We start from the raw sequence: 21,807 nt of genomic DNA, 5'->3' as shown, positions 1-21,807 counted from the left end.
TCGAGAGGTTGCGTGTCTGGCGTCCAGGCGCCGAAGGGGATCCTCATGATTCAGGATACGGCAACCGCGGCGTCCACACCTCGCCGCCGGGCGAGACATCCCACTTCGATTGCGGGCTCAGGGCGAAATTTACGGCGGTGACATCCCAAAGCGAGATGCCGTCGTCCCAGATCGACTCGAACGCCTCGTCCTCGCGCTTGACCCACTCTTCGTAGGGCATCAGGAAACCCTCGTCTGAAGCGGCGAACCGTTGAATTCGATCGTCTGCTCGGATGCGCGCAGATCATCCAGCTTCTGCTGCAGCAGCGGCTGATATCGAGCCAGCAACGCATCGTTCTGGTAGAAGAGCGCACACTGCACGAGCGCGCCGAAGAGGTAGATGTCCGGATTGCGGTCCAGCAACCAGTTCGACGTCGCCAGCGACGTCAGGGCCGGAATGCGCTCGTAGTAGATCGCCTCGAAATCGTAATCCTGGTCAGGCAGCGGCCCGAGCTGGAATTCCGAGCCGAATTGCGCATAGAACTTCGGCCGCCCCATGTTCAAGCGCATCAGCCGCGTACGCATCCAATCGGAGGTCACATACTGCAGCTCTTCGAACGGCGTGGTGTCGTGCGTCAGCACGCGCAGTCCCAGGCAGTTCGTTGGCATCGACAGATAGGCGTCGCCCGCTTCAATGGTCGTGGCGGCGCGTTTTTCCATGCTGGTGACGCGCAGGACCCGGTTGAAGTCCGCCTCAGCCAGGGCAATGAAGTCGTTAGCCCGATCGGCATTGATGCTGTTGCGCGCCATCCAGTCAGCGACGGCGGAGATCAGGTCTGCATAGGCCGCGAGCGCCATCAGATCGTGCCCTCCGAGGTCCGCAGCAGCGACCATTCCCCGTCGTTCAGAAGCCGCAGCACAGCCGGCCAGTGATCCTTGTCCCAGGCGCGGATGCCGTACTTTTCCAGCCAGATCATCTGAACCACGGGCGGGATGCTGGCGACGTGCTGCCATTCGCGCGTGACGCCCATGCCGGACGGGTTGTCCGCGCGAAGGCGCTTGTTCGCCTCCAGCGTCGGTTCGACGTCCTGCGCCGTTTCGACGGCAAAGCTATCGTCGGACGCGAAGTGAAGCCGCTCAACAACGGCTCCGTCCGCATCGAGCAGCTTCGTCATCACCGCGCCTTACGGCTTGGTATTGGCGACGGTGACACCATCCGCCGTCGCGTTCGGGTAGATGTAGGTCAGGACGCCAGTGGCATTGCGAAGCGCAAGCCAGGTGATGTCCGTGTCGGTGGCGCCGCGGCCGAAAATGACCGCGTCGTCAGGCTTGCCGGCGGCTCCGTCCACAAGCGAGACGGTCCCATCGGCATTCTGCTTGATGTTCCAGCCCATGAAGGCCCTCCAAAAGAAAAGGGCGCCCGAAGGCGCCCTCAGTCAGTCCGTGTCGCCCGTCTTACGAGGTGAGCAGATCGGCGACGATGCCGCTGGCCGCCTCGTTGCGGGCCTCCAGGGTGTACTCGGTGATGATGTGCGCCTTGGTCGCGTCGCCGGTCTTGGCCAGATCCTCGGTGAAGGGCGCGCGCAGGGTCGCCAGTGCCCACATGCTGGTGTCCAGGAAGTGAGCATCGCGAGCGCGCTGGAAGCGGTTGGCCTTGATCTGGTGCGTGCCGAAGTCGCTCCGGTACACGTCGATGTTGGCCGACAGCTTCTGGTTGGACGTGTCCTGCATCTTGGTCACGTTGCCCGTGAAGCCGGAGATGACGGTCTTGTTGAACGACCCGACCATGATGAGGTCGACGTCGCCGCCCTGGTCCCAGGTCGCCTGCAGCACGCCCTTGGCCAGCGCCTCCGTCAGCGCCCGCTGGGTGCCATCAGTCGCCGCCGCGGAGGCGGTGCCATCGGCCCCGCCGGCGCCGCGATTGTCGTTGGTGGCGTACCAGCCACACAGCGGACGAAGCTGGCGGGCGGTTGTGGTGTTGCCGGTGACAGGCGCCTGGTTGTTGGTCAGAACGCGCTCCATGTCGCGCCGCAGCGACTTGGACTTCAGCATCATCTGGTAGACCATTTCCCGGCCGCGACCCGCCTTGTCGACGGCATCCTGGGTCCCGGAAACAACCACCGACTTCTTGCTGATCTGGCACCGATTGCCGAGACGGACGGTCGGGGTGACGGCCGCGAAGGCGGTCTCATCGCCTTCGAGCTGTGCATTGTCGGCCGGCGGATCCAGCGCGTCCGTCTGCCACTCGTGCAGAACCGCGGTCGCCTTGTTCTTGCCGATGGCCGCCATGAACGGCGTGTCGGTCGGCGAGATGTTGTAGATCTTGTCCGCCAGGTCTTCCCGATTGCCGATCGCCGAGAAGGTGGTGAAGGTGTTGGCAACAATGGCCATTTCGTAGCTACCTCACGTTGAGAGCAGCCCACACCAGGTCCGCTTTCTCGCGGAGGTTGTCGGTGCTGGCTGCGCGTTTCGTCAGGGCAGCGACCTTTGCGTTGGGCGCACTGGCGTTTGATGCTGGGCCGGGCTTGAGGGTCGGGGCCGCGACGGGCGGCGCCTTCTTCGCAGCCGGTTTCTGGGCCATCAGGCGGTCGTACAGCATCGCCTTGCGGGCGATCTGGACGGCGCGAGCATCCGCGACGGCGGCGATCTCTTCCTGGCTGTAGCCAGTCGTGCGGAGGAACGTGGCGATGTCCGCCTGATCCTTGGTCCGCTTGCCTTCGTCCCGCCACTCGGGGATGCGCTCGTCCAGGATCTTGGCCTGTGCGGCCATGTGTTCCCTGAACGCCGTCTCCTGCTGCTGCGCTTCCTGCTCCTGGACATGCTGCATCTCTGCGTGCATGGCCTGATAGTCGCGTGCCGCCTTGTCGTACCGCGCCTGCTCGACGATGTACCTGTTCGGGTCGGTCACGGCCAACTGCGGGTCAGGCGGCCTGGGGGCCGATGCCTGAGCCTGCTGCATCAAAGCGCCAAGGGCCTGCGCATAGCGCTGCCGCTCGGCTGTGGCCGCCTGGCGCTCGGCATCTGCTGCCCTGCGCTGTTCGGCGGCTTCCTGCTGGGTCCGGCCGTAGTGGCTGTTCCGCTCGCTCTCCCGCGTCGCGATATACTCGCGCAGTTCGGGTGGGAGCTGCTTGAACGCCTCGGCTTTGTCAGCACTCCAACCAAGCGGCAACACGATGGCAGGCTCTTCAGCCTGTTCGGTTGTGAGCTCGGTCTCTTCACCGCTGGCCGGCTCTCCCGGTGCGGCTTCGGTCTCCTCGACCGAATTCTCGGCTGCGCCCTCTTCGGGCTGCGGCTGTTCCTGCGTGGATGCGAACCGGCCGCGGTCATCGCGTGACGGTCCGGAAGCTGCATCGAGCAGCCCCATGATCTCATCCGTCTTGGCGTGCAGATCCGCGTCAAAGCCATTGTCGGTGTCGTCAGCCACGCGCTTTTCTCTCCAGTTCGGCCGCAGCAACCTTGCCGTCGCCGATCATCGCGGCGAACTCGTCACGGAATTGCTGAATGGCCTTGAACATGCGGTATGCCAGCTCGCGCCCATCCGCGTCGGCGACCGGGCTGGCCGTGATGGCGTCGAGCCATTTGCGCTCCAGCGCATCAAGCGTTTCGACGACCAATGGGTCGTTGGTGATCTGCTCGGCGTGCCGAGCGCGGGCGACGATGTCCTCGGGGGTCATTCGGGCTTCGGCACGTTGGTGGCCTGGGCCGTCTCAGCCTGCTTTTCGATCTGGTAGCGCTTCAACGCGATCTCCGCGTCCATCTCCATCCGCCGCAGCTCATAGTCCTGCGCCGCCTTCTCGCGCTCCATTTGCCGCCGGGCTGCCAACTCCTCGCGCTTCAGCGCAAGCTCCTGCTCCGCGAGCTGCCGGCGCATCTCGATCTCAGCAGCGCCCTGCTGCATCTGAAGCTGAATCTGCGTCTGGGCCTTCTGCTGCTCGAGCTGCAGCTTGCCCTGTGCCTCCAGCATCTTCGGATCGGGCGGCGGCGGAGATGGAGGCGGCTGATTGGCCGGATCGCTCGGATCCCCGAAATACAGCTCGGGCGATTTCAGGCCGCCGAACTCCACCAGCTTCCTCGCCGTGTTGTACAAGTGGTCCATCTTGACCATCGGCCCCTGCACGCCGCCCTGCAGCTGCACGGTGGCCTGCTGCGCCGGCACCACGCTCTGCAGGATGGCCGCAAGCTGCTCCTGCCGATCTCCCGTCCCCAAGCCAACGGAGACCTTCAGGTCCATCTTGTCGGCCCAGCCGCGCGGGTCCATCGGCACCCACTTGTTGCGAAGTCGGATCACCTTCGGCCGCTGCTGGTACTTCTTCACCGCGGCGTAGATCAGCTCGAAGGCACGCTTCACTCCGGTCTCGGCGAAGATCCGGGCAATCATCTTCAGGCGGCGCTGGCCGGCGCTGTTCATGATCCGCGCCGCGGTCGCCGTCTTGTTGATGACGTCGGGGTCCATTCCCTGCGCCTGGCGGATCAGGCCAGTCCGGCGCTCGATCACCTGATCCAGATACTCGATCATCGGGAACGAGGACTGCCCGACGAACGGCGTCACCTGGGCCTGATAGGCATCGGCCAGAGGTCCGGCATTGTCGGCAACGCGGATCACGCCACCCGGGCGGCTGTTTAGGACGTCGTCGAGATTGACCTTGCCATTGCGGACGAGCTGCCGCGGATTGTTCGAGAGGTACAGGCTGTCCAGGCTGCCGCGGGTGACGGCGGTCTTGATGTCCTGGATGTCCATCGTCTCGTCGGCGATGCTGCGCCCTTCCCAGGTGTGCGGCATCGGATTGGGCGACAGGCCGGCGAACCAATGATCATCGACCTTCGTGTCGTCCAGGATCGTGTCGTTGACCTTGGTGATCTTGCGCAGCTCGGCAATGCCGTCGCCATCCCGGTCGACCCGGATGAACACCTCTTCCGCCCAAACCATCCGCATGGACTCGTCCAGCGTCGGCGAGTTCATCGGGATCTGCGTCAGATCCTTGAAGCGCTCCAGCTTCTCACCGTGCAGATCGTCGCCCTGATCATCGCTAGGCAGCCCTTCGACGATCTCACGGTCAAAACCCTCCTCGATCAGGTCGCTCTTTCGCTTCTGCAGCCGCTGGCCGATGAACGGTGTGTCGGCAAAGCCCTTCGACCGGCTCCAGATCAGGAACTCCTCGGGTGGCACGCACTCGATGCAGATCTTCCCGCCCGGCACCGTCACGCGGGTCTGGACATCGTACAGCGGCGCCTGCATTTCGGCCGACGCGGCCTCGGACATCTGCGACGGCTTCTTCTCGACAATCTCCGTCGCCGGGTCGGTCTCCAGCAGCGCCAGCTCGTCGTCGGTCAGGCCGCAATAGCGTTCGTCCTTGGTGTGCTTTTCGTCCCGCCACCAGACCTTGACCACGCCGTTCTTGTTCAGCAGCGCGTCCTTGAACCAAGTGTACAGGATCTCGAACCCAGGATTGTCCTGGCTGAAGATCCAGTTCACATAGTCGGTCGCCTGCTCGGCCCCCTCCTCGTCCTCCGGCCCCATCGGATCGAACCGCACGAGCTGGTCGCCGGAGACGAAGATCTCCAGCAGGTCCGGCAGCATGCCGTCTACCGCCTCGGCGACGTCGCGGCTGACAACCTGCGACCGGCCATCGACTTCATCGCCCCGAGGATCGCCGCGGTAGTAGCGCAGCGCGCGCTCCCGGTAGGCGTCCAGCGGCTGATCCCAGATGCCGCCGCTGTCGGCAACGTACTGGTCGATCAGGGCCGCCAGCTCGCTATCGGACATGGCTTCGCCCTCGCCCGCCGTCGTTTCGGGGGCGTCGTCGGCGTAGTCAGCCATTCAGATGGGCCTCAGTCGACCTTGCGGGGACGGCCAGGGGCGCGCTTGACGGGCTCGGTCGCGTCGGCGGTGGCAGAGGGAGCGTCCTCGGCATCGCGACTGGCGACGTTCACGCCGGTCACCACCTGAAGCCCCTGCGCCATCGCCAGTGCCGCCGCCTCATCGCCGGAGGCAGCCTCAACCGTGACAGTCTGTGCGACCGCCTTCTTGGTGTCGGCGATGCCGTCGCCGTTCAGGTCTAGCAGCTCGAAGGTCGCGCCGGTCACGTCATAGAGCATCACACGATCCCGCGGTTGTCGTACTTGATCGGCTTGGACCAGCTCTGCGCCACGTCCACAGGCTCGGCGAACGTCAGCGCCATCGCGTCGCCCTCATCAGGACTGCGGACGCCGCGCTTGCGCATGTCCTCTTTCTTCTCCAGCACGACCCGCGTGTTGCTGTCGTACTTGTAGCCAGGCCCTGTCAGATCGGCATGCAGGCTGTCCAGGTCCGGGATATCGGTCCCGGCCGGGTCCTGCAGCCACTCCTTCATGCCCATCCACATCTCGGCACGGCGATTGAGCGGGCCGCCGCCCTCATTCGGCTCCGGCGCCAATGGCTTCTCGCCGAAGTTCACAGCCCGGGCCGTATCCCCGAAGCCCATCTCGCGCAGCCGGTCGATGACGCCCGCGCCTACTCCGCCGACGTCCACGAACATGCGCGCCGGCCTCTCCTTCTCCAGGATCTGCTTGCACCAGCCGGCCGTCGCCATCGTGTCGATACCGCTGCGGCTCTCGACCCTCAGAACCTTGCGGCCCCGACGCCAGCAGATCGCCGTGCGATCCTCACCCGTCCACGCCGGGTCGACACCCACGACCAGCGGGCCGGACGCTTCCACAGTGCGTCTACGGGCCGCCGTAACGAGCGCGCCAGGGATGAGGCTGTCGTGCCCGCTGTTCTGGAACGCCTCGGCCGCCGTGGCCGGGTATTCCTGCTTGAACAGCCAATCATCCTTCAGTTCGGCGATCTTGGAACGGCGCCAAGCCATCTGCTCCAGGTCAAGCCCGTGCGCATTGGCGTATTCGCTCTCCTCGTCATTGAGCCCGAAGCCCTCCGGCGCCGGCTTGCGGTACTCCGGCGACCAGAACCACGGGATGAAGATCGCCTGGTACTCGGACTGCCCAGCCTCGGCCTTCTGCCATTGCTCGTGAAAATATCCGCCGATGCCGTTCGCCGTGGACTCTAGAATGACCTCGGTGCCTGGCATGTCGGGAATGGCCTGCATGACACCCGCAGCATGCGTCTCCGCGAACGGCCAGAACGCCACTTCCGAGCCATGAAACCGCTGGATCGTCGACGAACGCCCCGCACCCTTCGTCCCTGCGGTCCCGATCTTGTAGCCGCTGTCGAGCCGATCGAACGTCAGCTCCTTCGCATTCGCCGCGCCCGTGCTGGGCTTGACCAGCGCCGGCATGTGTTCGTGATAGCGCGTCACCATCTCAAACAGGTTTGCCGTCGCAGCATCCTCGTGGGTCAGGATGAACACCCGCACGCCGCGGCTGTGGGTGACCTGGTGATAGAACCGGCCGCCGACATAGGTGCTGCATCCCTGCTGACGGCCTTTCAGGATGATCGCCCGGACCTTCCCGGTGCGCCCCAGCTGCTCCTCTAGCCGCTTATGCAGGTACTGCTGCGGTTCGTTCAGATTCAGCGGCTCAACCGTGCCGGCCTTGGTCCGAATGCGTAGGCACTTGGCCGCGTAGTGCGCGAAATCATCCTTGAGCCGCTGGCGTATCCCACGCTCGCGGTCGGACATCTGCGCTACGGTCATTCCAGGTCGGATAGCGCGTCTTCGTGCTTGAACGTCATCTCGCCGCTATGCTCGACGGCAGCCAAGCGCGGGTGGATAAACGGCGCCGCGGCTTTTGCCGCGTCCATGCGTACTTCGTGATCAAGTCCATCGTCACGCAGAACGCTCAGCATGTACTCCAACGGCGTCAGGCCGTTTTCTAGGGCCTTGTCTGCGATCTCTCGCGTCTTCGCCGTGGTCGAGCCCGGCTTACGGCCTGCGCCCGGCCTACGGCCGCCATGACCGTCGACCATCTTGATTTGCCTTGATTGATTTCAAGAAAAAACCCGCCTCGGACTACCGGGGCGGGCTCTCTTCGGGCGCACGACGTCACCCTGCATTTCGGTAATGAAACACATCTCAGTCGAGAGCGCAACACCCATTTGCGATGCTCAACTCATGATGCCGATGCCGAGATTCACCGACACCAGAACTGCGAGGACGAAGAGGAAGAGCAGGGCCAACTGCCTCTTGGTAGGCCGTTTCGAAATCATACGATTTAGCCTAGCCTGCGCTTTGCTGACGTCATCCACCTTCGACACCAGGCTGCCCACATCCAACACCAAGCGCTGCGTATCGCGCTTGATGTCGGCCAACACGTCCACCGGCAAGCCACGCCCTTCCGTCATGCCGCCTCCTTCATCGCTTCGACTGCAGATCGCCCTACAGCTTTGATCCTTGGTGCGGAACGCACCAGCGCGTCCAGCGCCTCCCGGACCAGCGGCGCCGCGGCGACTGCCTTCGGCAGCAGTGCATCGACATCCGCCGCCGGATCCGGGCAGGCCAGCGAGAGCGCGATGCGGCAGCGGAAGTCGAGCCGGCCGAGAGCATCGAGCGTCTCGCGGTACTGCGCCATCGTCCGGGCGAAGCCCTCGGCATTCTCGGCCGAAAGCGAACGCCCCTGAGGCTTCTGCGCCATGCCGCGCGGCGCTGCGATCTGCCGGCCGACGCGATCCATCAGGTCGGCATAGTCGAGCCCGGCGAGATACCGGCCGGTGGCGAGGCCAGGCGCCTCCTTCTCGTGATGCGCCAGCAGACCGCGCCGGTAGAGCGCACCGAGCACAGTGCCGCCGACTTGGTCGCGCCAGGCATCGACACCTCCGCCGGTCGCGCTCGCCCGCTTCGCCGCGAGCTCCGGCGTCACGGGTTCGCCCCTCTCCCGCACCACCTGGCCGCTCGGGTGCCGCTGCGCCGCGACCTTCCGCGGCCGCCCTGCCCTTCTGCGATGCTTCGGCATCATCCGTTCCCCAGTGTCTCGCGATGCGTCCGGTCAGAACTCGGCCGCCAGAGCGCCCTTGACCTTGAGCAGCGTGATCGCCCAGCGCTGCTCGCTGATCTTGGCCATCTCCGCCAGAGCCCTGATCTCGACCTCCGGTGAGTGGAACCGGTCGACCGTCGACATCCAGAGGAAGACGCCCATCGGAGAGTTGAGCGGGTCGCCATCGAGCCAGGACCAATCGCAGACGCCGCGGGAACAGCCGAAGCGGTGTCGGTCGTGGTTTTCCCGATCCTCCTGCCGGCAGACAGCGACATCGGTGATCCCGACGCCCTGTCGGTCGTCCCACAGGATCATCGCCTGGGGCGCCGGGATGCACCCGAACGTGCTCGGGTCGACCGTCATCGGGCCGCCCTGCCGGGCCCGCGCCGCGTTCCTCTGAGCCTCGTCCCAGCTCATCAGCCGGAACGGGCCGCGGGTGATGCCTTCCATGTCGGTCATGCTGCTTCTCCGAGGTAGGTCGTTGCCATGCGTTCGGCGTCCGCCAATGACCGGCGGGCCGCCTTGAAGATCTCGTCCGCCCTGCCCTTGTCCTGCTTGTTGAGAGCAGCCTCGATCGCGCGGTCGACAATGCCCCCCTTCGGGTATGGCGCGTCGGGTTCCGGCGGCGGTCGGTCAAGTGCGCCATCAAGCCATCGCTCGCCGTTCAGCCAAGTCGCCGGATGTGGGATGAACCGCTCCTCGGTGGCTTCCGACCGCTTGGCAAAGGCATGTGCCGCGGCCACCAGCGCTGACGGCTCGGCCTTCTTGAGGGCAGATCGCCACGCCTTCAGCGCCTGCCCTCTGCCGATGTGCCTGGGATAGGCTTGATAGAAGCCCTCGAACTCACGATCCGCCGAAGGGGGATCAGGGGGTTTTTTCTGGCATATGGCTTCTGGGTGTGGGGGTGGTTGTGAAGCCACCCCACCTACCACCCTGGGGGGTGGCGGAATTTTTCCTTTATTTCCAGCCGCTTGGCTCCTCCTCGATCCGGGTACACTTCCGCCCGTCAACGCCGCTGTTTCTCCGTCCTTTCGCTTCTTCTCGTCCGTGGTCATACGCCTGGAGTAGATCGTGCCGTTGCGGGATCGGCTGAACACTCCGGCTTCTTCCAGCTCATGGGTCAGCGCCCGTACCTGGTCCACCGGAGCTCTGGCGAGCGCCGCAAGCTGCTCGTCACTCGGCTTCTTTCCGTTCACGAGAAGATGCCCATGGGGATCGGCGCGATGCATGATCGCGAGCATTTCCATCCACAGACCGCGGGCGGCCAGGCTGCACATACCGAGCAGCTGGTCGGCCTGCCAATCCGAGGGGAAAAACTTCATCCACGGGCGTTTGGACGGCACTCTCAGCGCCTCCAGTCGAGGTCGCTGAAGCGCTGACGCTCTCCGTCCCAGTGCGACCGGACGGTGCATTCGCGGCCGTGCCGGTTCTTGGCGACGATCAGCTCGGCGATGCCCTGCATCTCGCGCAGCTGCTCGTCATAGGCTTCACGGCGCGCCATGAACTTGGCGCTCTCTTCACCCTCCCTTCGTTCCGGCTCCCGCAGGTAGTAGTCGGGCCGGTAGATGAACACGATCTGGTCGGCGTCCTGCTCGATCGAACCGGAATCGCGCAGGTCGCTCTTCAGGGGCCGCTTGTCGTCTCGCTTCTCCACCTCGCGGGAGAGCTGCGACAGAGCGATGATCGGCACGTCCAGGTCTTTGGCCGCCAGCTTGAGGTCGCGGGTGATGCGGCTCACCTCCTCAACGCGATTCCTGGTGTCGCCGCCAACGAGGAGCTGGATGTAATCGACCACGATCAGTGCCAGGCCGCGGCGACGCTGCAGCCGGCGGGCGCTCGCCACCATGGAGGCAACGGTCTTATGCCGGCCGTCGTCGATCTCCATAGGGAGCTCCGCGATCTCGGCGCCGACGGCGCAGATACGGCGCCAGTCCTCCGGCGTGAGCGGCCCGCTCTGCTGCCGGTCGATCGGGATGCCGGTGCGGGCGGCGATGATCCGCTGCCCGATCTGCTCGCGGGACATCTCGTGGCTGTAGAAGGCGACGAAGCCGCCGGCCCGGGCGGTCGCCTCGGCGGCATTGATCGCCAGCGCGGTCTTGCCCATGCCCGGGCGCGCCGCATAGACGATCAGGTTGCCGTTCCGGGCGCCGCCCAGCGCCTTGTCGAGATCGCCGACTCCAGTCGGCTTGCCGGCGATGGCTGCGTCCCCGCGCATCACAGCCTCGAGGTGCTGCAGCGTCGAGCGCATGACGAGGCCCATATCGCGCAGCCCCTTGTCGCCGCCGCCCCGCTGCTCCAGGTCCGCCAGGGCCGTTTCGGCATCGCGGAGGACCGTCGTGGCATCCTTGCCGTCGACGGCCTGCTGGGCGAGCCGTTGCGACAGGGTGATCAGGGCCCGGCGCATAGCGTTGTCAGCGATCTTCCGAGCGTAGCCAGCCAGCGTCCGGAAGTCGGTTGCCGCCATGCTGCCGCGCATGGCTCCGATCGCGTTCTGCCACTCCTGGGCCTTTTCGCCCACGCCCATGATGGTGATGAGGTCGGCGGTCGTCACAGGCGTGCCGCGGCCGTCGATTTCGATCAGCGCACGGAACAGCGCTCCATAGCCGTCGTCATGGAAGTCGTCCGGCCGCACGATCTCGGCGCATTCGGCGACGCGGCTGGGCGCCTGCAGCAGTCCCTCGAGCAACCACTGCTCGGCCTCGATATCCTGCGGAGCGCCGTCTGGTCGAAACGGGATGACGGTCAAGCTCAGAGCCTCCCCAGGCCGAGGACAAAGAACAAGACGTTGGCCTGGTTTCGGCCGATCTCGCCGCGCGCATAGGCATCGACGATCGCCTGCCGGGCGGCCTGCGGCCCCGCCTCGGCGTACACCGTGTAGATCTCGACCGCCTTGGGGTCCGTCGGTGGCGTCATCTCAGCGATGGCGGCCAGGCGTCGCTCGAGCTCCTCCGGCGAGGTGGCCGCCCCCGGCAAGGCGAAGGGATCCGGGTCCGGGTCATCAGGCAGGTTTTCGGGATCGCTCCAGGCCGCATGGTCCAGCGGCCACCCCAAGATCTTCGCGATCTCGGACATCGCCGCCGCCTCGATCTGCTCCAAGGTCGGGTCAATGCCCCGGGCGATGCTGTCGAGCGCCCGCGCTAGCGCATCACCGACGTGCTCGAAGCCATCGGCTGCACTCGCGAGCACTCCCTTACCAAGGGAGTGGTTCTCAGGCGGGTCCTCGATGTCGCGGGGCGTCATCGGGCCGCCTCGCCGTCGCGGATGCGCCGGTACTCCTCGGCGCGCTCGTGGTGATACCGGCCGCGTGCGGCGTCGACCTCCGCACGCCACGTGTGCCATTTGACCAGCCAGCCGGCGAGGATCCGCCGTCGGTCACGCCACGCGCCGCGCAGCTTCTGCATCCCGTGCTCTCCTGAGCTCGGCCTGGAGCGCGGCCACGTCGGCGGCGACGCGATCCAGACGAGAATCGATGTCGGTGGCGCCGGCGATCGGCGCATAGAGGAAGTCGAAGAAGGCCCGGCCCCACCTGGCGAACATGCGATCCATGTGCCGGTTCGAGGGCCGCTTACCGGCCAGCCACCCTCGCGCCGTGACCTCCTCCACCCCGAAATCAGTCGCCAGCCGCTTGGCTGCGTGCTTCGGATAGAGGCTGCGCAAATGGGCGGCCAGTCGAGGGCCGATTTCGTCATGCGCGAGGTCGAGCGAGGTCATTTCCTTATCGCTTTTGGATGAGGCAATCAGCATTCGAGTTCTCCATCTTTGCGGCATGGAGAACGCGGTTACTCAGTTCTGGATTGAAGGCGGCGCGGGAGGTGCGAACTCCCGCGCGCCGCACCCGGTCAGCGGGCCGCGCTCCGCGGAGATCAAAAATATCGAGATCGGAAGCGTGCCCGCGGCGGCTCCCCAGCGCCCGGCGCGGTTCCGGTGCGGCCGGGGCCGGACAGAAGGGATCCGGCCCCGGCGCGAGGCGGACAACCAGATAGGAGAAGCGGCCATGCCGAAGATCGTCAGCATCCTGCGGCGCCTGTGCGCCGGCTTCGCCGCTCTCCCGCAGGGCTGGAATCGTGAGATGATGGTCGTGTGACGGGCGCCAAATGGAGGGGAATATGTCAGAGGACCTCAGTCTCAGCGAAGTGTTCATGGCCGAGCGAGACGTCTTGCCGATCGTGGTCGCTGCCATTGCAAAGCAGATCAGCATCGACCTTCCTCGCCTGTCCGATGATCTCGAAAAAGCGGCTCAATCGATCGACCTCTCCGGGCCGTATCAGGAGCGGGTGCGCGATTTGGTCGAAGCGCTCGCAGGACGACTTCGCCACATTTCATCACGCGTCTAGGCCGCGCGGCCGCGCTTCGGATGGGGCGGGCTAGCCCAAGGGCCTCGGCATCGTAATGCTCGGTCATGCGGCGCACTCCTCGCGCCGCTTCTGCCGAAAGTCGCTGACGGATACGGCGCCAGCCGTCTCGTCGACGATCTTCAGCAGGGTCGGAACCGAGGGCGTTTGCTTGCCGGTCTCGATCCTAGAAAGCGATGCCACAGAGATGCCAATCCGCGACGCGAGGGTCTGCAGCGACAATCCCGTTGATCTGCGATATAGCCGGAGAGCGTGAGGCATCATTCATATTTGCGCCAAACGGAAATGAACGGCAAGACATTTTCGGATCACGATAGCGACAAAAGTTTACGCATTCCGTAAAATGGGCATCATGCCAGTGCCAAGCCGATCACCAGCCGAACGTGAGCGCCACTTCATCCGCGAATGGCGCAAGGCTCGAAACCTGACGCAAGGTCAGTTGGCGGAAGCCATAGGCACGTCGATTGCCAACATCTCCCGAATTGAGAGCCACAAGCAGGCGTATACACAGGACATGCTTGAGGCCATCGCGAGGCATCTCGGGGTGGCCACGCCCTTCTTGTTAGCCGGGCCGCCGGATGAAGAAGGAGATGGCCCGTATGTCGCCCCAAGCACATCGCAGGCGCTCCTGCGCACAAGGCGAATCACGGTCGTTGGCTTTGTGGGTGGCGCCGATCTAATTGACTACACATCTGAAGATAAGGCCCGCGGATTAGTTTTCGGCCTACCCGCAATGGCGGATGATATAGAGGCGATAGTGGTCAGGGGCGGAACTCTTTCCCCAGTCTATCGTGAGGGCGATATATTGGTATATAGACCAAGCGATAGCCGCCCCTCTCCCGATATGCTAGGCGACACTTGCGTTGTGGGATTGCCAGATGGCCGCAAGTTTTTAAAGACGCTCTTACCCGGATCATCAGCCGATCTATTTACACTCGCAAGCCTCAACCACGCCATCCCCCCTATGACTGACGTCGCTGTACAGAGTGCTGCTCGCGTTGGGCTTCGACTTAGCGGTCAGTTCCTAGCTAGCCTTAGCCGGGACCAGTCGTAAGGCACCCATCGCTCGCAGCCCGCGCCAGAGCTCGTCGGGCTGGGCGGTCACCGCGCCGTCCGGAGCGAGCATCACCCCAGCGGCAAAATCTCGGCCACACTTTCAGTGGACGAAAGCCGCTAGCGAATAGCGGCTTGACCCGGAAGTTACGTTTAACGTAAATTCCCTCGTCAGCCACCGCTGACCGCCCTTAGAGGCGCCCACTGGGGAGGTAAGCAAAATGCCTCGTGACGTCATTCCCGCCGAGCTCTCAGCCTCGGCTTCCGACCCCTTCTTCGCGGTCCATGCCAAGTTCAAGGCCGCGGACGATGCCTATCTCGCCGCGGAGACCCGCCTGAGTGAGGCCGAGGATGCTGCGAAGGCCAAGTATGGCGAGCACGCGCTGCTCCCGAAGGCCAGGATCGGCGCTATCACCGAGACCCGCGAGCCGGTCTTCGTGTTCACGGAGGAGGGGATCAAGAAGCACATCGCCCGCGAGATCCAGCATTTCCGCTGCGTTGCGCATGGCAGCGGCGATGACGCCCGCGTCGCCACCGCTCCGGGCGAGATGACTCCCCTGTCCGAAATCATCGAGCGCCTGAATGCGAAGAGAGAGCGGCTGAGAGCGGAGATGGCGGCAGACGAACAGCGGATCCATGCGATCCGCGAAGAGTTCGGCATGTACGCGCTCGAAGCCGCCCAGAGCGAAGCGGGCGATGCGATCAACGCCGCGACCGACGAGTTGCACGCCTGCCGCCCGACGACGCCGGCGGGGGTCGCCCTGAAGCTCCGCACGTTGGCCGACAACTTCATGTGGGTCCACGATCTGAGCGACGACTATGAGGGAGGGGCTTTCAAGGCCGTCCTCTCCGACATCGAGCATCTCCAGGCTAACGCCTGATTGGGAGTGCCTCGCGCGGGCCCACGCCCGCGCGTGCACGGCGCGCTGCGCATCCCTTCTTCAGTCTCACGAGGAAATCACCCATGACTCCTCTCGACGGCCAAGCCGCCCCATCCCTGCCGAGCGGCGCCGACACCACCTTTGCTCCCGCGGCGATTGTACAGCGCGGGTATGAGACGGCGCAGGGCCGGAAGCATCTGCGCCCGCCAACCCCTGAGGAATTCGACGCCGCAGCCTGGATTGCCCAGGCCCGCCAAGCCGGCATCGTCCTCAGCATCGGTGAGCTCGACGAGCTGAAGTTTGATCTGTCGGCGGCAGATCGGAGCGTCTTCCGCGGGCTGATGTCTGTCGGCGTCACTCTGTGGATGCAGGCTGTGAAGGCCGAGCTCCGCCGGGAGGAAGCCAACCCCGGGACGGGCGCGGGCCCGTGCGTGCACGCGCACACCTGACGCGCCGCGCGCTGCGCACACACGAGGCATCACCCACACAGTTTCACGAGAAAATCATCATGGCCCCTCTCGACGGCTCTGCCGCTCCCTCCTTGCCCGGCGGCGATGACGCTGCCCTCCTCTCCCTCGCCCGGATCGTCTGGCGCGAAGGCGCCGCCCTCGACGCAGCCAAGGACATCGACGAGAAGACCTTCAACCGGACCTGCGACCGGCTCAACCGGATGCGCGACCAGATCCTGGCGACCCCGGCGCGCACTGCCGCCGGCGCCGCCGCGAAGCTCCGCATTGGGCTCTGGCCGGACCTTCTGTCCAGCGATGGCGCCGCCGTCATCGTGAATCGCGAGCTGGACCCGGGCGAGCGCATGATGCTCCGAGTCCTTTCCGACCTCGATGCCATGGCCGCGGCGCAGAGAGGGGGCGCTGTATGACCGAGAACGTGATCCCGCTGCCGCCCACCGGCCGCCTGTCCGACCTGATTGGGCGTGACGTCGACCTGAAGCCATCGCGGTTCGGCCGCGGGCATGAGTTCATTGGTCTCTGCCCGTTCCATGACGAGAAGACGCCCAGCTTCACGGTCAACGACAGAAAGGGCACGTACCAGTGTCTTAGCTGCGGCGCCCATGGCGACGCGCAGCATTACGCCGAGGTTCGGCCGTGGCTTCTCAAGCGCGGCGCAGACGGCAAGCCGCAGGCTTGCCTGACCGGCTACGGCGACCAAACGCCCGGCAGCGTCGGGGATCAGACTGGCGCGCCGACCAGCGGCGCTATCACCAACTTCCGCTTCGGCGAGATGGTCGGCGCCATAGCGAATGCCCTCTCGGCCTTCACGGAAGAGGAGCGGCTGGCCCTGCTCGAGCGGTGGCCGGAGGCGGGGCGCCAGATGCCGGTGGCCTTCGAGATCGTCGCCCAGGTGCGAGCCGGCATCGCCAGCGCCGCGCCGCGGCCGAGCGCCTGACCAAGTGAGCGATCACCGCCGCAGTTGTCCTCCGGGGCGGCTGCGGCGGGTCGCGCTTCTGAACCACACGAGCATCACCGCATGGATTGCATCACGCTCATCATTCTCGCTGGCGCCGCCTGCATCGCCCTCGGCATCGGCGCCGGCTACTGGCTGGGCGCGAACGCCCTGCCGCCGATGTAGGGCCGCACCGATGACCGCCGCCCCTCAGAAGCTGCCAGGCGCCGGCTACCGCCGCACGCCCGACAGCGCCACCCGCATCGTCGTCTCGTTCGACCGCGACACGTTCGAGCAGATCAGGCAGCGCGCCGAGCGGGAGCGAACGTCGTTCGCCGAGCAGGTGCGCACGCTGGTGGAATGGGGCCTGGAGGACTGCGAGGGATGATGGCGAACGCAAGCCCCCGCCCGGGCTACTACGGCCACAAGCTGGCGCAGCCGGTCGAGCAGGCCGACGAGCCCCAGCCGGTGGAGGGCGCCGACGAGATCGCCGCGGTGGTGAAGCTGCGGCCGAAGCAGATCTATCGCATGGTCGAGGCCGCCCGACGCGGCCAGACGCCGGCTGCCGACGCCATCCCCGTCCGCAAGGTTCCGGGCGTCGGCTTGGTCGGTGATCGCGTCCAGCTGCTGCGGTGGTATGATCGCGTGGTGCGCGGCATTCCCGCGGCCTAGCAGCAGGGCAGCATGGCGGCCATCAGCCGGTGCAGTTGGAAGACGGCCAAGGGCGAGACGCGCACCGGCTACACGGTCGACTGGCGCGATGCCAACGGCGTCCGCCGGCGCAAGCAGTTCAGCGGCCAGGGCGCTCTCAGGAAGGCCAAGGCCTATCGCAGCGTCGTTGAGGCGACGCCGGAGGCGATCGAGGAGCCTGCGGCCAGCGCGGCGCCCGAGCCGACCCAGACCATCACCGTCAAGGACGGGTGCGACGCCTGGATCAAGGCAGTCCAGGATCTCGGGCGCACCGAGGCGACCTGGTCGAAGTACGAGCAGCACCGCGACAACCACATCGTGGCGGCGATGATCGAGCGCGACGGCAAGCCCGTGGCGTTCGGTTCGCTGCAACTCGGCCAGGTGACAGGGCCCGACTGCGAGGCGCTCAAGGCCGCGCTGGTCAAGAAGACCTCGGTGCCGATGACGCGGCGGGTGATGTCGTCCGTGCGGATGATGTTCGCGCATGCCCAGCGCGCGGGCACGATCCCGGCCAGCCCGGCGCAGGCAACCCGAGTCGTCGCCGCGACCGGCACCCGGAAGCGGGTCCAGATCCCGGAGAAGCCAGAGATCAAGAGCCTCCTGGGGACGGCCGCGACCGAAGCGCCCGATCCGCCGACCTTCACCGAGGTCTGGGTCAATATCGGCGTGTTCGGAGGGCTCCGGCCATCGGAGCTGCGCGGCTTGGCCGTGGAGGATCTGACCCTGGCTGGCAAGAACCCGGGCGCGATCGTCCGCCGTAAGGCCGATGAGAAGTGCATGCTGGGCCTGACCAAGACGGAAAACGGCGATCGGTTCATCACGTTCGGCCCGCAGCTCGTCGCGCTGCTGAAGCGCTGGCTGCTGGTGCTGCCGCGGTCGTCGGCGCTGCCGGATCCATCGCGGCCGAACAAGACCGTCCACCTCCTGCTGCCGACGTCGCTCGGCACGGCGCAGACGCACGCGAACGTCACGAACCGCATGTGGGTGCCGCTCTGCCAAGCGGCCGGCCTGACCCGGCGGGCGAAGTCCAGGAAGGGCGAGACGATCTTGCGGCCGAGCTACCCGCTCAACACCCTCCGGCACATCCACGCCTCACTGCTGATCGAGCGCGGCATGACGCCGAAGCAGGTCCAGATGCGGATGGGCCACAGCTCCATCCAGATCACCTATGACCTGTACGGGCACCTCTTCGACCAGCGGGACGCGGATCGGAAGATCGGGGTGGCGCTGGAGCGGGAGTTGCTGCGCTGATCCCGCAAACTTGCATTCAGAGGTCGAGCAGAACGCGGAGGTCCGAACCATACCGCCAATCGCCGACACGCTGGCGGGGGAATGGTAGCTGGCTGGTCGCGCGCAAACTATCCTGATAAAAGAGTGAAGGCGGCGTCCCTTGCGGGACCCGCCTTCTGATATTGTCCACGGTAGGGGTGCGAACACAACCTATCCGCAGCTCACCGTTCAATGATATAGCGCGGATTTTCCAAATGCAATTACCAAATTTGCCAGACGGCCCCGGTCTTCAGATAATTTCATCCGCGATGCAGCCAGAGCGCCTAATGCGCTATATGCCGGCCGCAGGATATAATAATCAAATGGCGTTTCAATATTATCTTTGGAACACCGTTCTGTGCGAAAGTTTTCACATATCGTTGCATTTTGCCGAAATCGTTTGTCGCAATGCTTTTAACAATGCGTTGATAAAAAGGATCGGTCCGGAGTGGTACTTGAATCAGACATTCCGGAATCTCCTTGATCAACGGCGTCGAGATGAGTTGGACGAAGCGTACTCCAAAGAGAAGGGACAGCACGGCCAGCAGCTGACGTCGCATCATATTGTGTCCGCCCTAATGTTCGGGTTCTGGGAACACCTTGCAACCAAAAGGTTTGAAAGATTCCTATGGGCCAAGGGGGCGCGAGAAATTTTCCCGTGCGTTCCAAGCCACGCAACGCGGGACGACATCCAGTCATGCATTGAGGATGTCAGAAGATGGAGAAATAGAATTGCGCATCACAGAGCGATTTTCGACAAGGGGCCGATGAAAAAGCACACTGAGGTTCTAAAACTTATCGAGTGGATATGTGGAGACACTAGAAAGTGGGTTGCCTCGGCATCCAAGGTTCCAGTTGCAATTGCACTCCGGCCACCCAGAGCATAGATGTTATACATCTAATCGTCGCGAACGTTTTGAGCGATCATTCTCCGGAGCCCTTGGCCGGCTGCTCGGCCAGGAACGATAGACAGTGTCTCTCGCGGCGTGCCTTCTCATGTTCAGCAATGGCGGATCGAAGCCAGACGATCGGCCAGACGGCGAGCTAAGTCATTGATTTCGGCTGCCAGCTCAGGGGAATCATAATCCCTTGGTCGGGGGTTCAAATCCCTCCCCAGCTACCATCGAATTTCCCGAACGTCCCCGCGGTTTTCCGTGTCGGGACAAGGGCTTGGAAGGCGGAGAGACCGGTCGCGGTTCTCCGCCTTTTTCGTTCGCATCCGTTCTAGCGACCCGATCGCGCTCCGCCTTTCTCCATCAAGGCCAGCAGGCCCTTCAGCAGCGCCGTCGGGTCCGGTGGGCAGCCGCGGATGTGGAGATCCACCGGCAGCACGGCGGCCACCGCGCCGGCGGTCGCGTATGACTCCGCGAACAGCCCCTGGCCGGCGGCGCAATCGCCGACCGCGACCACCCATTTCGGCGACGGCGTGGCCGCATAGGTGCGTTCGAGCGCCTCGCGCATGTTGAGCGTGACCGGCCCGGTCACCAGCAGCACATCGGCATGGCGCGGCGAGGCGACGAAGCGCAGGCCGAACCGCTCGAGGTCGTAGACGGCGTTGTTGAGAGCGTGGATCTCCAGCTCGCAGCCATTGCAGGAGCCGGCATCGACCTCACGGATCGACAGGCTGCGTCCGAGCCGCCGGCGGGCGGCGACGTCCAGCGATGCGGCCAGCGCCGCCAATTCGGGATCATCCGCGGACGGGCGGGGCTCGGTCAGCGGCGGCCGGATCAGGCCCTGGAAGAGATGCCGGCGCATGGCGTCCTCAAAGGTCCTGCCCCGCATAGGAGCAGTTGAAGGATTTGTTGCAGAGCGGGAAGTCGGCCACGATGTTGCCCTCGATCGCCGCCTCCACCAGCGGCCATTGGAACCAGGACGGATCGCGCAGGCGGCCGCGCAGCACCCGGCCGTCCTCGTCGAAGCGGACCCAGGCGAGGATGTCGCCGCGGAAGCCCTCGACCAGGGCGAGGCCCTCGCCCGCCCGGCTCGGCAGCTCGACCCGGACCGGCCCCTCGGCCAGGCGATCCAGTATCCCGGCGATCAGCGACAGGCTCTGCTCGATCTCGTGGATGCGGATCCAGACCCGGGCGTTGACGTCCCCCTCCTGCAGCACCGGGACGTCGAAGGCGAGCATCCGGTACGGCCCATCGCCGGAGAGGCGCCTGGCGTCGAAAGCCCGGCCGGAGGCACGGCCGACGAAGCCGCCGGCGCCGAAGCGGCGGGCCAGGGCGGCGGTGACGGCACCGGTCCCCACCGTGCGGTCCTGCAGCGACGTGGTGTTGTCATAGAGCTCGACCAGTGGCGGGAAGCGCAGCCGGATCTCGTCGACCAGCCCCGCGACCGCTTCGAGCCCGCGGCCGTCGGGATCGACCGCGACCCCGCCGGGAACCACCCGATCCATCATCAGGCGATGGCCGAAGGCCTGGCCGACGGCGCGCAGCACCCGCTCCCGCAACACGCCGGTATGGGCATGCATCAGGGCGAAGGCGGCGTCATTGCAGATCGCGCCGATGTCGCCGAGATGGTTGGCGAGCCGCTCCAGCTCCAGCATCAGGGTCCGCAGCCAGGCCGCGCGGAACGGAACCCTGACGCCGAGACCGGCCTCGACCGCCTGGGCGAAGGCGCAGGCATAGGCGACCGTGCTGTCGCCCGAGGCGCGCCCGGCCAGCCGGGCCGCGTGGCCGGGCGTCGCGCCGGCCATCAGGCTTTCGAGGCCGCGATGGACGTAGCCGAGACGCGCTTCGAGGCGGACCACCGTCTCGCCATTGGCGGTGAACCGGAAATGCCCGGGCTCGATGATGCCGGCATGCACCGGGCCGACCGGGACCTGGTGCAGGCTCTCGCCCTCGACCGGCAGGAACGGATAGGCCCCGCCCCCCTGCCCCGGCGGCCGGCTGCCGAGCGGCTGCCGCACGCCCCAGCGGCCGTGGTCGAGCCAGGGGCGGGGATCCGGCGCGCCGACCGGCTCCAGCCCGAACAGGTCCCGGATCGCCCGTTCAAGCCGGATCGCCGGCGGATGCAGCCACCCGACCGAGGGGAAGCTCTCATCCGGGCAGTCGAGGGTCGCCGTGGCGATCTCGCTCGCCGCCTCGTCCAGCAGCGCCATGTGCACCTGCGGCCCCCGGGACCGGTCGCCCCAGAGGTCGAGCAACGTCAGCCCGCCCTCGCCCAGGCGCTCCGCCGCGGCGGTCCAGGTCGCGGCATCGACCTGGACCCTCGGCCAGCCGCCGGCGCCGTCGATGGCGCGACCCGTGCGGAGGATGTCGCCCAACGCCTGCATC

The 21,807-nt window shown here is 65.6% G+C and carries 31 protein-coding genes; 9 read left to right on the top strand and 22 right to left on the bottom strand.

Annotation, left to right across the window (positions count from 1 at the left end; genetic code table 11):
- Nucleotides 1-43: 43 nt before the first annotated feature.
- From BWR60_RS36940 to BWR60_RS09505, 19 genes are all read right to left on the bottom strand, one after another.
- On the bottom strand, nt 44-220 hold the full coding sequence (locus BWR60_RS36940) for a hypothetical protein (protein WP_179221703.1): 177 nt from the start codon (nt 218-220) through the stop codon (nt 44-46).
- Nucleotides 220-837 carry a phage adaptor protein gene (locus tag BWR60_RS09580; RefSeq protein ID WP_088150786.1) on the bottom strand — a complete coding sequence of 206 codons (618 nt, stop codon included), beginning with the start codon at nt 835-837 and terminating at the stop codon, nt 220-222. Before BWR60_RS09580 ends, BWR60_RS36940 begins: the two co-directional genes overlap by 1 nt.
- Nucleotides 837-1,154 carry a hypothetical protein gene (locus tag BWR60_RS09575; RefSeq protein WP_218823421.1) on the bottom strand — a complete coding sequence of 106 codons (318 nt, stop codon included), beginning with the start codon at nt 1,152-1,154 and terminating at the stop codon, nt 837-839. The genes BWR60_RS09580 and BWR60_RS09575 overlap by 1 nt, the downstream gene beginning before the upstream one ends.
- A 9-nt stretch (nt 1,155-1,163) precedes the next feature.
- Nucleotides 1,164-1,373: a hypothetical protein gene (locus tag BWR60_RS09570; protein ID WP_088150785.1), complete on the bottom strand. Its 210-nt coding sequence runs from the start codon at nt 1,371-1,373 to the stop codon at nt 1,164-1,166.
- A gap of 61 nt (nt 1,374-1,434) precedes the next feature.
- A complete protein-coding gene (locus BWR60_RS09565) occupies nt 1,435-2,370 on the bottom strand; it encodes a DUF5309 domain-containing protein (RefSeq protein ID WP_088150784.1) in 936 nt (311 codons plus the stop codon).
- A gap of 7 nt (nt 2,371-2,377) precedes the next feature.
- Nucleotides 2,378-3,403, bottom strand: a complete 1,026-nt coding sequence (locus BWR60_RS09560; RefSeq protein WP_088150783.1) for a hypothetical protein — start codon at nt 3,401-3,403, stop codon at nt 2,378-2,380.
- On the bottom strand, nt 3,396-3,653 hold the full coding sequence (locus BWR60_RS09555; RefSeq protein ID WP_088150782.1) for a hypothetical protein: 258 nt from the start codon (nt 3,651-3,653) through the stop codon (nt 3,396-3,398). Before BWR60_RS09555 ends, BWR60_RS09560 begins: the two co-directional genes overlap by 8 nt.
- The gene (locus BWR60_RS09550) at nt 3,650-5,797 is read right to left on the bottom strand and encodes a portal protein (RefSeq protein ID WP_088150781.1); all 2,148 of its coding nucleotides are present in this window, start codon (nt 5,795-5,797) and stop codon (nt 3,650-3,652) included. Before BWR60_RS09550 ends, BWR60_RS09555 begins: the two co-directional genes overlap by 4 nt.
- A gap of 11 nt (nt 5,798-5,808) precedes the next feature.
- Nucleotides 5,809-6,075 (bottom strand): hypothetical protein, encoded by a 267-nt coding sequence (locus BWR60_RS09545; RefSeq protein WP_088150780.1) that lies wholly within the window; start codon nt 6,073-6,075, stop codon nt 5,809-5,811.
- Nucleotides 6,075-7,592, bottom strand: a complete 1,518-nt coding sequence (locus tag BWR60_RS09540; protein ID WP_088150823.1) for a hypothetical protein — start codon at nt 7,590-7,592, stop codon at nt 6,075-6,077. The genes BWR60_RS09545 and BWR60_RS09540 overlap by 1 nt, the downstream gene beginning before the upstream one ends.
- Nucleotides 7,593-7,603: 11 nt before the next feature.
- Nucleotides 7,604-7,879, bottom strand: coding sequence for a hypothetical protein (locus tag BWR60_RS09535; protein WP_088150779.1), 276 nt, complete (start codon nt 7,877-7,879; stop codon nt 7,604-7,606).
- A gap of 138 nt (nt 7,880-8,017) precedes the next feature.
- Nucleotides 8,018-8,254 (bottom strand): hypothetical protein, encoded by a 237-nt coding sequence (locus BWR60_RS09530; protein WP_088150778.1) that lies wholly within the window; start codon nt 8,252-8,254, stop codon nt 8,018-8,020.
- On the bottom strand, nt 8,251-8,769 hold the full coding sequence (locus tag BWR60_RS09525) for a hypothetical protein (protein ID WP_088150777.1): 519 nt from the start codon (nt 8,767-8,769) through the stop codon (nt 8,251-8,253). The genes BWR60_RS09530 and BWR60_RS09525 overlap by 4 nt, the downstream gene beginning before the upstream one ends.
- Nucleotides 8,770-8,895: 126 nt before the next feature.
- Entirely contained in the window at nt 8,896-9,342 is a 447-nt protein-coding gene (locus BWR60_RS09520; protein ID WP_088150776.1) for a hypothetical protein, read from the bottom strand.
- Nucleotides 9,339-10,226, bottom strand: a complete 888-nt coding sequence (locus BWR60_RS36285) for a hypothetical protein (protein ID WP_144445568.1) — start codon at nt 10,224-10,226, stop codon at nt 9,339-9,341. The genes BWR60_RS09520 and BWR60_RS36285 overlap by 4 nt, the downstream gene beginning before the upstream one ends.
- 2 nt (nt 10,227-10,228) lie before the next feature.
- Nucleotides 10,229-11,629: a replicative DNA helicase gene (locus BWR60_RS09515; RefSeq protein WP_088150775.1), complete on the bottom strand. Its 1,401-nt coding sequence runs from the start codon at nt 11,627-11,629 to the stop codon at nt 10,229-10,231.
- Nucleotides 11,630-11,631: 2 nt separating this feature from the next.
- Complete coding sequence (locus BWR60_RS09510; protein WP_088150774.1) at nt 11,632-12,123, bottom strand: hypothetical protein; 492 nt, start codon at nt 12,121-12,123, stop codon at nt 11,632-11,634.
- Nucleotides 12,120-12,284: a hypothetical protein gene (locus BWR60_RS36935; protein ID WP_179221702.1), complete on the bottom strand. Its 165-nt coding sequence runs from the start codon at nt 12,282-12,284 to the stop codon at nt 12,120-12,122. The genes BWR60_RS09510 and BWR60_RS36935 overlap by 4 nt, the downstream gene beginning before the upstream one ends.
- Nucleotides 12,256-12,627, bottom strand: a complete 372-nt coding sequence (locus BWR60_RS09505; RefSeq protein ID WP_088150773.1) for a hypothetical protein — start codon at nt 12,625-12,627, stop codon at nt 12,256-12,258. The genes BWR60_RS36935 and BWR60_RS09505 overlap by 29 nt, the downstream gene beginning before the upstream one ends.
- 362 nt (nt 12,628-12,989) lie before the next feature.
- Between BWR60_RS09505 and BWR60_RS09500 the strand changes: the two genes are divergently transcribed.
- Nucleotides 12,990-13,217: a hypothetical protein gene (locus BWR60_RS09500; RefSeq protein WP_144445567.1), complete on the top strand. Its 228-nt coding sequence runs from the start codon at nt 12,990-12,992 to the stop codon at nt 13,215-13,217.
- A gap of 63 nt (nt 13,218-13,280) precedes the next feature.
- Here the strand turns inward: BWR60_RS09500 and BWR60_RS09495 are convergent, their stop codons facing one another.
- Complete coding sequence (locus BWR60_RS09495) at nt 13,281-13,496, bottom strand: helix-turn-helix domain-containing protein (protein WP_275542374.1); 216 nt, start codon at nt 13,494-13,496, stop codon at nt 13,281-13,283.
- An 82-nt stretch (nt 13,497-13,578) separates the two neighbouring features.
- Here BWR60_RS09495 and BWR60_RS38970 point away from each other — a divergent pair, with 82 nt between their 5' ends.
- The 8 genes from BWR60_RS38970 (at nt 13,579) to BWR60_RS09455 (ending at nt 18,511) form a co-directional block, all read left to right on the top strand.
- A complete protein-coding gene (locus BWR60_RS38970; protein WP_088150770.1) occupies nt 13,579-14,289 on the top strand; it encodes a helix-turn-helix domain-containing protein in 711 nt (236 codons plus the stop codon).
- Between the two features lie 220 nt (nt 14,290-14,509).
- The gene (locus BWR60_RS09485) at nt 14,510-15,169 is read left to right on the top strand and encodes a hypothetical protein (protein ID WP_088150769.1); all 660 of its coding nucleotides are present in this window, start codon (nt 14,510-14,512) and stop codon (nt 15,167-15,169) included.
- An 83-nt stretch (nt 15,170-15,252) separates the two neighbouring features.
- Nucleotides 15,253-15,618 (top strand): hypothetical protein, encoded by a 366-nt coding sequence (locus BWR60_RS09480; RefSeq protein WP_088150768.1) that lies wholly within the window; start codon nt 15,253-15,255, stop codon nt 15,616-15,618.
- Between the two features lie 59 nt (nt 15,619-15,677).
- Nucleotides 15,678-16,046, top strand: coding sequence for a hypothetical protein (locus BWR60_RS09475; RefSeq protein ID WP_088150767.1), 369 nt, complete (start codon nt 15,678-15,680; stop codon nt 16,044-16,046).
- Nucleotides 16,043-16,573: a CHC2 zinc finger domain-containing protein gene (locus BWR60_RS38965; RefSeq protein WP_088150766.1), complete on the top strand. Its 531-nt coding sequence runs from the start codon at nt 16,043-16,045 to the stop codon at nt 16,571-16,573. The genes BWR60_RS09475 and BWR60_RS38965 overlap by 4 nt, the downstream gene beginning before the upstream one ends.
- 193 nt (nt 16,574-16,766) lie before the next feature.
- A complete protein-coding gene (locus BWR60_RS09465; RefSeq protein ID WP_088150765.1) occupies nt 16,767-16,958 on the top strand; it encodes a hypothetical protein in 192 nt (63 codons plus the stop codon).
- A complete protein-coding gene (locus BWR60_RS09460) occupies nt 16,955-17,242 on the top strand; it encodes a hypothetical protein (protein ID WP_088150764.1) in 288 nt (95 codons plus the stop codon). The genes BWR60_RS09465 and BWR60_RS09460 overlap by 4 nt, the downstream gene beginning before the upstream one ends.
- 12 nt (nt 17,243-17,254) lie before the next feature.
- Nucleotides 17,255-18,511 (top strand): tyrosine-type recombinase/integrase, encoded by a 1,257-nt coding sequence (locus BWR60_RS09455; RefSeq protein ID WP_088150763.1) that lies wholly within the window; start codon nt 17,255-17,257, stop codon nt 18,509-18,511.
- 1,242 nt (nt 18,512-19,753) lie between these two features.
- Here BWR60_RS09455 and BWR60_RS09450 read toward each other — a convergent pair.
- Together BWR60_RS09450 and BWR60_RS09445 are read right to left on the bottom strand one after the other, a co-directional pair.
- Nucleotides 19,754-20,284 carry an NADH-quinone oxidoreductase subunit B family protein gene (locus BWR60_RS09450; protein ID WP_088150762.1) on the bottom strand — a complete coding sequence of 177 codons (531 nt, stop codon included), beginning with the start codon at nt 20,282-20,284 and terminating at the stop codon, nt 19,754-19,756.
- 7 nt (nt 20,285-20,291) lie between these two features.
- Nucleotides 20,292-21,806: an NADH-quinone oxidoreductase subunit C gene (locus BWR60_RS09445; protein ID WP_088150761.1), complete on the bottom strand. Its 1,515-nt coding sequence runs from the start codon at nt 21,804-21,806 to the stop codon at nt 20,292-20,294.
- Between the last annotated feature and the right edge of the window lies 1 nt (nt 21,807).

Origin of the sequence: Inquilinus limosus, from assembly GCF_002195995.1 — a bacterium.
GTDB lineage: Bacteria > Pseudomonadota > Alphaproteobacteria > DSM-16000 > Inquilinaceae > Inquilinus > Inquilinus limosus_C.
This window is presented reverse-complemented; position numbering and strand designations above follow the sequence as displayed.